General features: G+C 64.3%; 7 protein-coding genes and 1 pseudogene. 3 read left to right on the forward strand and 5 right to left on the reverse strand.

Going from position 1 to position 9,564, the window contains the following annotated elements:
* Window positions 1-228: pseudogene (locus EN990_RS33705) on the reverse strand (chloride channel protein); the annotation flags it as partial.
* Window positions 229-382: 154 nt separating this feature from the next.
* On the opposite strand from EN990_RS33705, the gene EN990_RS33710 reads away from it, so the two are divergent.
* Window positions 383-835 (forward strand): helix-turn-helix domain-containing protein, encoded by a 453-nt coding sequence (locus EN990_RS33710; RefSeq protein WP_063172462.1) that lies wholly within the window; start codon window positions 383-385, stop codon window positions 833-835.
* Between the two features lie 9 nt (window positions 836-844).
* Here EN990_RS33710 and ubiA read toward each other — a convergent pair whose 3' ends face one another.
* Entirely contained in the window at window positions 845-1,759 is a 915-nt protein-coding gene (gene ubiA, locus EN990_RS33715) for a 4-hydroxybenzoate octaprenyltransferase (RefSeq protein ID WP_063172463.1), read from the reverse strand.
* Between the two features lie 17 nt (window positions 1,760-1,776).
* Window positions 1,777-5,736 (reverse strand): AsmA family protein, encoded by a 3,960-nt coding sequence (locus EN990_RS33720; protein ID WP_127388550.1) that lies wholly within the window; start codon window positions 5,734-5,736, stop codon window positions 1,777-1,779.
* Between the two features lie 129 nt (window positions 5,737-5,865).
* Between EN990_RS33720 and EN990_RS33725 the strand changes: the two genes are divergently transcribed.
* Complete coding sequence (locus tag EN990_RS33725) at window positions 5,866-6,849, forward strand: Dyp-type peroxidase (protein WP_127385455.1); 984 nt, start codon at window positions 5,866-5,868, stop codon at window positions 6,847-6,849.
* Window positions 6,850-6,890: 41 nt separating this feature from the next.
* On the opposite strand, the gene EN990_RS33730 is transcribed toward EN990_RS33725, so the two are convergent.
* Together EN990_RS33730 and EN990_RS33735 are read right to left on the reverse strand one after the other, a co-directional pair.
* A complete protein-coding gene (locus tag EN990_RS33730; RefSeq protein ID WP_013531009.1) occupies window positions 6,891-7,412 on the reverse strand; it encodes a hypothetical protein in 522 nt (173 codons plus the stop codon).
* Window positions 7,413-7,529: 117 nt separating this feature from the next.
* On the reverse strand, window positions 7,530-8,942 hold the full coding sequence (locus tag EN990_RS33735) for an FAD-linked oxidase C-terminal domain-containing protein (RefSeq protein WP_127368752.1): 1,413 nt from the start codon (window positions 8,940-8,942) through the stop codon (window positions 7,530-7,532).
* A gap of 163 nt (window positions 8,943-9,105) precedes the next feature.
* On the opposite strand from EN990_RS33735, the gene EN990_RS33740 reads away from it, so the two are divergent.
* Window positions 9,106-9,564: thioesterase family protein (locus EN990_RS33740; protein ID WP_164766210.1), on the forward strand; the 459-nt coding region annotated here is incomplete at its 3' end.

The raw sequence follows: 9,564 nt of genomic DNA on the forward strand, positions 1-9,564 counted from the left end.
AACTAGGACTGCGGCAAGCCCAAGCGGCGTGTTCTCGAGCTTCAGGTCGGCAAGCGAGAATTGGCCGAAATAGGCGATGTTGGTGGCAAGCCGGATCAGCTTCAAAAGCGCGATGCCGGCAAACAACCCGGCTGTCGCCACCACCACGGCAATGGCGGCGACGAGCAGCACCCTGGGATCCGTGGTGAAATCGCGCAGGTGCTCCGGGTTCGAATGATGGGTCTTCATGGCAGTTGCTTCCTGGCGGCGGCCGTATGTCTGGGATGCGGCACGGTCGAAGCGGCCAGCCGGGTTTGTCGGTGGCTATGTATCGTAACACGATATAAATATTCAAGCCGGTTTCGCCCGAAATCCGTTTGAGCTTTCGCCGGAAAACGAACACATGTCTGATATGTCGCAGCCACGAGAACAACGTCCCGCCATCAGCCAGGCCGATTACCAGCGGCTGTCGGAGTTTCGCTACCTGATCCGCCGGTTCCTCGAATTCAGCCAGGTCCAGGCGGAAGACGCCGGCCTGACCCCGCGCCAGCATCAGGCGCTGCTGGCGATCAAGGGATTCCCCGGCGGCGGCCCGGTGACGGTTGGCGATCTCGCGGAACGCCTGCGCATTCGCCACCACAGCGCCGTCGAACTGGTCAACCGTCTCGGCGAGGCAGGGCTGGTCACAAGGGATCAGGACAAGGACGACCATCGCCGCGTGCTGCTGCAACTGACCGAGCGCGCCGACGATTGCCTGGCCGAGCTGTCGGCGGCGCATCTCGACGAACTGTCACGTATCGAACCGATGCTGCGGCGGCTGCTCGATCGAGACCGTAATGAAGCTCCGCCACCTTAATGAGCCTGCTCACCATGTTCCGATGAAGGCTGCCAAGGCCAGCAGCACGCCTGTCAGGATATTTGCCAGGAACAGACGAAAATTCACCTCCGGACGGGCAAGGTCAATCCGCCAGGTCTGCCAGCCAAGCTGCGCGGCGACCACCAGCATTCCAATGGCGTAAGGCAGCGACATGCCCAACAACCAACCTCCAAGCGACCACGCGCCAACCGTCAGAGCATAGAAAAGGCCAATGCAGGTCTTGCCATGCCGGCCGAACAAGATCGCTGTCGATTTCAGCCCGAGGCGGGTGTCGTCTTTCACGTCAACGTAGGCATAGACGGTGTCATAACCGATCTGCCATGCGATGGCTCCGGCCCACATAAGCAATGCTCCCACCGGGATATGTCCTGCGACCTCGGCCCATGCCATAAGCATCCCCCAGTTGAACGCCGCGCCCAGCACGGCCTGGGGCCAATGGGTGAAACGCTTGCACAGCGGATAGATGAACACGAGCGGCAGAACGCAGATAGCGACCAGGCGCGTGTAGGGAGTTAGAAAAAACAGCAGGGCAGCCGCGAGTGCAAGCTCAACGGTCAGAAAGACAAAGGCCTGCAGGGCGCCCATCTGTCCGCTCGCCAGCGGCCGGAAGCGAGTCCGCTCGACATGGCCGTCAAACTTGCGGTCCGCAATGTCATTGACCGTGGAGCCGGCGCTTCTCATCAGCAAAGCGCCGAGAGAGAAGACAGCCAGTTCCAGAAAGTCCGGGAAACCGTGCGACGCTTGTATCAGCGCAGCCCAGCAAGGAAAAAGCGTCAGCCATATCCCTACAGGGCGATCCAGCCGCGCCAGTCGCGTATATGGTCGCCATGCGGACGGCAATCGGCGATCCACCCAATCGCCCCGGTGAATATCGCTTAAGTCAGGACGGCTCAAAGTCGTCATGAGACCTCCAACTTTCGCTACTGCAGCGACTTCAGCAGATTGTCGATCGTGAACGGATTGGACTTCGGCTTGGCCGGCGGCGGATTGTCGTTGGCCTGCGGCAGCGGCGCCCGCTCCACCTTCGGAGGCTGCGCGGCCTTGCGTTCGGCTTCGAGCCTTGCCTTTTCCTGCGAGGCAATACGCATCGCCTCTTCCGCCTTCTGCCGCTCCTGCTCGGCCTGCGCTTTGGCCGCCTCGTCGGCGGCCTGCTTTTCGGCAGCCGCCTTCGCTTCGGCATCGGCCTTGGCTTTGGCATCTGCGTCCGCCTTGGCTTTCGCCTTCGCGTCGGCCTGAGCCTTTGCGTCCGCCTCAGCCTGAGCCTGTGCATCCGCTTCGGCCTTGGCCTTGGCGTCAGCTTCGGCTTTGAGCCGCGCTGCTTCCTCCTGCCGGCGCAATTCCTCGGCCGCCTTGTCGCGAGCATCCTGCAGCGCAGCGTAATAGCGCACTTCGCGCCGCAGCCGCTGCTTCTCGAGCAGCGCGGCCTGCATCGCCTCGACGCGCTGCTGCTCCTTCTCCAGCGCGCGCTGGGTCAGGAACTGCGCCAGCGGCTCACTGTCGAATGCTCGTTTGACCGCGCCGAACGGCCCCTCGGCGGTGAAATTCACAACCGGCTCGGAGCCGACCAGCGCCTCGTCGCCAGGCTGATAAGTGATCGCACCCTTGGCCGACACCGTGGCCGCGTTGAGATCCGCCGTGATGTCGGCGGACAAGGTCGCCGCTGGATTTTCCAGGCTGACCGGCGGCGCCCGCAGCGTGCCGCCGGCAACCGTGAAGGCTATGTCGGTATCGCCGGCGGCAAAACTGCCATCAGCGGCGATCTCGGGCGCGAAGCCGGCGGTCTTGGCCGCATCGATGTCGCGCCCGATCGCATCCGCCTTGGCGAGGAACGCACTGAACGCATCTGGATTGAGGCCAGCAACTTTCACGCCCTTCAACGCCGCAGTTCCGGAGCCTGACAAGGCAGCCACCATCCCTTCGACCGATTTGCCGCTGCTTGACAGCGCCGTCGAGAAATCGCCGATGCCGCTGATGCCGGCATCCGGCAGCACGGTCGCCAGATCGGCGCCCGCCAGTTTCATCTGGCCAGAGAACAGCCCGGTGCCGTTGTTGTTCTTCAACTCGAATAGGCCGGTCAGCGCTCCGCCCAGCAACTTCGCCTTGAGATCCGAAACGCGGATGCCTTCCTGGTCGAGCTTGAGCGAAAAGGCGGCGTCATAGGCGGTGGCGAACCGGCCGGCGGCCAGTGCTGCCGTCGTCAGGTCGAGGTCGGCGGTGAATGGCAGGCTGGATTTCTGGCTGAACGGTGTCGCCGGCCACACGCCACCCTTGCCTGCCCGGTCTTTGGCTGCGCCCTCCTTGTCGGCCAGAAAGGCGGAGTCGCCGAACAGCGCCACCGCCAGGGGATCGAGGTCGAGTTCGTCGAGCGCCAGCGCCCCGGCCAGATGTGGCACGCCGTCCTTTACATCGATATTGACGTCGCCGGACACCGCCGCTTCGTTGATGGCGCCGCTGAGTTCGTCCAGCACCAGCAGGCCGTTGCCGTAGTCGCCCTGCGCGGCGAGCGACGTCGACATGCCCGCCCCCATGCCTGGCAGGCCGATGCCCGACGTCATCAGCCATGGCTCGATGTCGGCGGCATCGAGGCTGAGCTTGCCCTTGGCGGCGAGGCCTTGCGGCGTGTCGGCGATCGTTCCCTCGAAACCGGCCTTGAAGTCATTGCCGGCAAGGCTGAAATTCGTCGCCAGGCCGCCGCCAAACGTGCCCTTGGCCTGAATATCGGTGTTTGCCTCGCCCAGCATGCCGAGCGGCAGCGCCGGCAGGCCATAGAGCGCCAGCAGCGCGGTGGCATCAGGGTTCTTGGCGTTGAAGGTCAGCGCCACCGGCGCTTCGAGAAGCTTGTCCACCGCGCCCTTCCCCGACAGCGACGCCGAAAAGGCCGAGCCGCCGGCCTTGCCTTGCCCGCTCACCGCCAGGCCCGTGGTGCCGTCGCCATTGTCGGCCGCACTGGCCACCAGGTCGATGCGCGCATCCTGGAACAGCTCGGGATAGGCAGCAGCACGGCTCGACAGTCCCTTGAGCACGGCACTGTCGGGATAGTGCTGGGCGGCGACATCGATCAGCGGCTTCAGATCGACGGCAACCACCGACGCATCGAGCTTGCCGGTCGGGCTCGCGGGGAAATCCTTGATCCGGCCGGTGGCGCTGATCGAGGCGCCGGCCAGCCCGCCCACCGAAAGCCGGTCGATTTCGAGCAGCCCGTCGCGCAGCCTGAGCGCCGTGTCGACCGTGTCGGCGGTCAACCCGCCGGCGTTGACCGGCCCGGCCTTGATCTGGAAATCGAGGTCGCGGTCGGCAAAGCGATTGGCGCCCTTGTCGCTGACGAAGATCGAGGCGAAGGCCGCCAGCCCGTCGACATCGAGATCACCGCCTTCGAGCCGCATCAGCACCGAGGGCTTGGCATCGTCGGGCTGGCTGGAATCGATGCGGCCGGAAAACTTCGCCTTGCCCAGGATCAGTTCGAGATCGCTGAAGGCCTGGCGCTTCTGCGAGAGGTCGACCTTGGCCTTGAAGCCGGCGGCCGGCAGACGGCGGATCGCCTCGTCCACATCCTTCGACAGCCAGGCGGCAAAGCCGGAAGGTTGCGCCACGGCCAGCAGCAGCGAGCCGTTGAAGCCGAAATGCCCTTCCAAATTGAGCACCAGCATGCCATCCGCTTCCAGCGTGGTGCGGCCGGGCAAGGTCGCGGCAAGCGATTTCACCGACCAGCCCCCATCGACCGGCTCGGCGGAAAGATGCACGTCGCGCACCGTGGTGTCGCCGACCACCACCGCCGGCAGCTTGACCTCGACAGTGCCGGGGATGGTCGGCTTCGGCATATCGAGCAGCGCTTGCTCGAACGCCGCGATGCGCTGGTCCAGCGTCAGGCCGGCGCCGGCTTCGGCGCCCACCGCCTCGTCGAACTGCACCTGCGCGCCATTGGCCTCGATGGCGAAACTCGGTTTCAGCCCGAGATCGACAGAAGCCTTGCCATCGGCGGTGTAGGGGTTGTCGAGCGGCCCGGTCTCGAAGCGGAATTCGTCGACCCCGAGTTTCTGGTGGTCGAGCGAAAATTTGCCGTTCAGCCGAAAGCCCGGATCGGGCTTACCGGCCGAGACTTTCACCGTCTCGCCATCGGTGCCGCGCAGCTCGGCGCTGTTCTTGTCGGCACCGGAGATTTTGAACTGGCCGGAGTAGACGGCAGCCCCATTGACGATGCCGGCATTGCCGTCGGTCTCGATGACCAGCGGATAGGCGTCCGGATCGGCCTTCAGCCGAAACCGCATCTGTCCTGAGCCTTCGGCCTTGCCGGTGGACGCGGTGACCGCGGTGCGCAACCCGTCCAGCCGCAGCGTGCCGTCCATGCGCCATGGGCCGGCCAGCGACTTGGCCGAGACGGTCGAATTGATCTCGGAAAACAGATGGCTGCGCCCGCCAGCGGCATGGCGAACTTCGATCTGACCCTCCGTCACCGTCAGCTTCTCGATCGAGATCTGGCTGGGGTCGAAGGGCGAGGACGGCCGTATCGCCCAGTCGACAGTGCCGTCATTGGCGATATCGATGGTCGCTTTCGGCCGCACCAGCCGCATGTCGAAGATCAGCACTTCACCGCGCAGGAAGGGCGCCAGTTCCGCATCCATCGAAAACGTCTCGACCGTCATGGCCGGCTGGCCGTTGGGGCCGCCGGCGACGGCGACATTCGAGAAGGTCACCGAAGGGAACGGCAACAGCCTTGCCGTGGCGTCGCCCTGCACGGTCACCTTGCGGCCGAGAATGGCGCTCGCCTCGCGCTCGAAGTCGGCGCGGTAGCCGGTCCAGTCGATAAAATACGGCACCACCAGCGCCGCACACAGCACCAGCACGAACAGGCCACCGAAGATCACGAACAGGCGTGCGAGCATCAGCTCCGAACAGGTTGGTTGAATTTCCGCCGCACTCTACCCGCATCCGCGTGTCGATAAAGAGGCAATTCATCCAGTTGCGCGATCTCCGGTGATCTGAAACAAATCCCGGCGAAGCGGAGAAATCGGATGTCGGGCAAGAACTGGGATCGCGTGCCGATCGATGCGCAAAGTGTCGACGCTCCGCTGTCGCTTTCGGCGGTCTTTCTTGTCGTCACCGTCGCCAGTGGGCAGAGCGCGCTCGCCAAGGTTGCCTCCGTGCTCGGCGGGCTCGACGATCTCGTCAAAAATGTCGGATTCCGCGACCTTTCCGGGCGGCTGTCGTGCATCGCCGGCATCGGCCGCGATCTCTGGGATCGTCTCTCTCCAGACCGGCGGCCGCTGGAACTGAAACCGTTCGCGCCGATCAAGGGTGCCGTTCATTCGGCGCCTTCGACCGCCGGCGATCTTCTCTTCCACATCCGCTCCGAGCGACCCGACATGTGCTTCGAGTTCGAGCGCATCCTGCTCGACAATCTCGGTGACGGCGTAAGCGTCATCGATGAGGTTTCCGGCTTTCGCTATTTCGATGCGCGCGACCTGCTCGGCTTCGTCGACGGGACCGCCAACCCGACCGGCCTCGACTTGCCCGCCTCTGCGCTCATCGGCGATGAAGACGCCGACTTCGCCGGCGGCAGCTATGTCGTCGTCCAGAAATATCTCCACGACATGCAGGCCTGGGCGCGCATTCCGACGCCCGAGCAGGAAGCGATCATCGGCCGCACCAAGATCGACAACATCGAAATCGACGATGACGATGCGCCGCGCAAATCGCACAAGTCGCTGGCCACCATCGAGGATGCCGCCGGCAACGAGTACGATATTTTGCGCGACAACATGCCGTTCGGCAGGCCGGGGCAGAACGAGTTCGGCACCTACTTCATCGGCTATTCCAGATATCTTTGGGTCACCGAAAAAATGCTGCAGCGCATGTATATCGGCGAGCCGCCGGGCGCCTACGACCGCCTGCTCGATTTCTCCACACCGCACACCGGCACGACATTCTTCGCGCCAACCCGCCCCATGCTGCAGACGCTTGTCGAGGGCGGACAGGCGAAGCCTGCCGCACGGTAGGCAGGCGTCCTCAACGATTTCAGCCCGCGATCACCGCGAATTCAGCGTGCGTCGCGCTTTGCCTGTGCCACCTTGGCCGCCCTGCGCTGCCGGCCGAGTTCCATTGGCCGGACCAGATCCGGCGCCCTCTGGTTCGCCACCGGCCGCATACCCCTGCGCGCGGTGCGCGAGTTGAAGGCGGGGCCGTCCGATGCCGCCCCTTGCTTCATCACCAATGCCTTGCGCGCATTCTCGATCAGCGAAACGCTGGCGGCCAGTTGCCGGCGCCGCTCGGCCTCGCCATTCAGGCGCCGCATGGCCATGGCCAGCACCGCAAGCTTGAGCTGCGACCCGCCATCAGCCTTCGAAGGCGTAGCGCCCTTCGCCGCGCCCTTGCCCCGGATCTCACGCCGGCGGCGGTGTGCTTCGGTCTGCGCCTTGTCGCGCCGCTCCCGCAACAGCTTGACCAGGCCGGCAAGATCGGCGTCGGAGAGCTCCTGCACCGCCGGATGGTGAGACTTCTCCACCAGATCGTGTTCGTCGGCACTCAGCGCGCGCGCTTCTTCCTTGCGTGAAATCGCCATGGCATCCTCCTCCGCTGGCACGCCTGTTGGCTTCAGGCCCTGCTACCGGCCAAGCCTCGGCCCGAATGGTGGCGCGGTCAAGACTGGCCGCCTACGAACCTTGCGTCGGAAAATCGGTTAGTTTCCCGGCAAGATCTTGCCCGGGTTCATGATATCAAGCGGATCGAGCGCCTGCTTGATGGTGCGCATGATGTCGACGCCGTGGCCGAGCTCGTGGCGCAGGAAGCCGATCTTGCCCTGGCCGATGCCGTGCTCGCCGGTGCAGGTGCCGTCCATGGCGATGGCTCGCATGTTGAGCCGCGCGACGAACTTTTCCGACAGCGCGATCTCCTTGGGATCGTTCACATCCATCAGCACCAGCACGTGGAAATTGCCGTCGCCGGCATGGCCGACGATCGGCGCGATCAGGCCCATCTCGGCGATATCGGCCTCGGTTTCCATGACGCATTCGGCAAAGCGCGAGATCGGCACGCAGACATCGGTCGACAGCCCCTTGGCGCCGGGCCGCAGGGTCAGCGACGACCAGTAGGCGTCGTGCCTCGCCTTCCACAGTTTGGTGCGCTCCTCGGCGACGCTGGTCCACAGGAACGGCCCGCCGCCATTTTCCTCCGCGATCATGCCGAAGGTTTCGGCCTGTTCGGCAACGCCGGCATCGCTACCATGAAACTCGACGAACAGGCACGGGCTTTCGGGATAATCGAGCTTCGAATAGTTCTTCATCGCCCGCATCTGCAGCGCGTTGACCAGTTCGATGCGCGCCACCGGAATGCCCATCTGGATCGTCGCGATAACCGCGTTGCAGGCCGCCTCGACGCTCGGAAACGGGCAGACGCCGCCGGAGATCGCCTGCGGGATGCCCTGCAGCTTCAAGGTCAGCGACGTGATGATGCCGAGCGTGCCTTCCGAGCCGACCAGCAGCCGCGTCAGATCATAGCCGGCCGAGCTCTTTTTCGCCCGCTTGCCGGTCGTCACCATTTCGCCGTCGGCCATGACGGCGGTCAGCGACAGCACGTTCTCGCGCATCGTTCCGTAGCGCACCGCGTTGGTGCCGGAGGCCCGCGTTGCGGCCATGCCGCCCAGCGAGGCATTGGCGCCGGGATCGATCGGAAAGAACAGGCCGGTGTCGCGCAGATGCCGGTTCAAATCCTCACGGGTGACGCCGGGTTCGACCGTGCAGTCGAGATCCTGCGGATTGACCGCCAGGATACGGTTCATGCGCGATGTGTCGACCGATATGCCGCCGCCCGGTGCGTTGGTGTGACCCTCCAGCGAGGAGCCGACGCCGAAGGCGATCACCGGCACGCGGTGCGCCGCACAGGCGCGCACGATCTCCTGCACCTCGGCCGTCGTCTCGGGGAACGCAACGCCATCCGGTGCCTGCGTCGGAATGTAGGTGGTGGTATGTGCATGCTGCGAGCGGATCGCCTGGCCGGTCTGGAATCGCTCGCCGAGCTGCTGCTTGAGGATGCCGAGCACCGCGGCGATGCCTTCCTCGTTGCGTTCGACCGGGTTGAGGTCGCTCAGAGCCATGAATTCCTCCGCGAATGGACCAGCGTCCATGCTTGTTATGCGTCTATGGATGCGTAAAGCAATTCCAGGAAAAGTGTGAAGCGGTTTTCCGTCCGAAATTGCGTCAGAACAAATAGAGTCTCCGGAGCCACGCTCTGTCCAGCACCAGAACAAGGAAGTTTCGATGCCCATCCCCACTCCCTTCGTCTCGAAACCCATGGACATCGAGAAGGACTGGATCGACTACAACGGCCATCTCAACATGGCCTATTACAACGTGCTGTTCGACCGCTGCTCGGACGACGCCTTCGAGGCAATGGGCATGGGACCGAACTATGCTAGGGATCGCCGCCTCACCATCTACACCGCCGAAGTCCATGTCTGCTACGTGCAGGAACTGCATCTCGAGCACAAGGTCACGGTCTCTTTCCAGCTCATCGACCATGACGATAAGCGGCTGCGGGCCTATCAGGAAATCCGCCATGTCGACGGCTGGCTGGCCGCGACTTCCGAATCGCTGTCGCTGCATGTCGACATGTCCGGGCCGAAGGTGGCGCCCTTCCCCGCCGATGTGCTGGCCAGGGTCGAAGACATACGCGCCGCCCATTCGGCCCTGCCGATGCCGGAACGGGCCGGCCGCTCG

Origin of the sequence: Mesorhizobium sp. M7A.F.Ca.US.005.03.1.1, from assembly GCF_003997975.1 — a bacterium.
GTDB classification, from domain to species: Bacteria; Pseudomonadota; Alphaproteobacteria; order Rhizobiales; family Rhizobiaceae; genus Mesorhizobium; species Mesorhizobium ciceri.

Excerpts from the sequence above, each read along its gene's own strand:
- EN990_RS33720 (WP_127388550.1), bottom strand. The coding sequence starts at position 5,736 with ATGCTCGCACGCCTGTTCGTGATCTTCGGTGGCCTGTTCGTGCTGGTG.
- EN990_RS33735 (WP_127368752.1), bottom strand. The coding sequence starts at position 8,942 with ATGGCTCTGAGCGACCTCAACCCGGTCGAACGCAACGAGGAAGGCATC.
- EN990_RS33730 (WP_013531009.1), bottom strand. The coding sequence starts at position 7,412 with ATGGCGATTTCACGCAAGGAAGAAGCGCGCGCGCTGAGTGCCGACGAA.
- EN990_RS33710 (WP_063172462.1), top strand. The coding sequence starts at position 383 with ATGTCTGATATGTCGCAGCCACGAGAACAACGTCCCGCCATCAGCCAG.
- EN990_RS33725 (WP_127385455.1), top strand. The coding sequence starts at position 5,866 with ATGTCGGGCAAGAACTGGGATCGCGTGCCGATCGATGCGCAAAGTGTC.
- ubiA (WP_063172463.1), bottom strand. The coding sequence starts at position 1,759 with ATGACGACTTTGAGCCGTCCTGACTTAAGCGATATTCACCGGGGCGAT.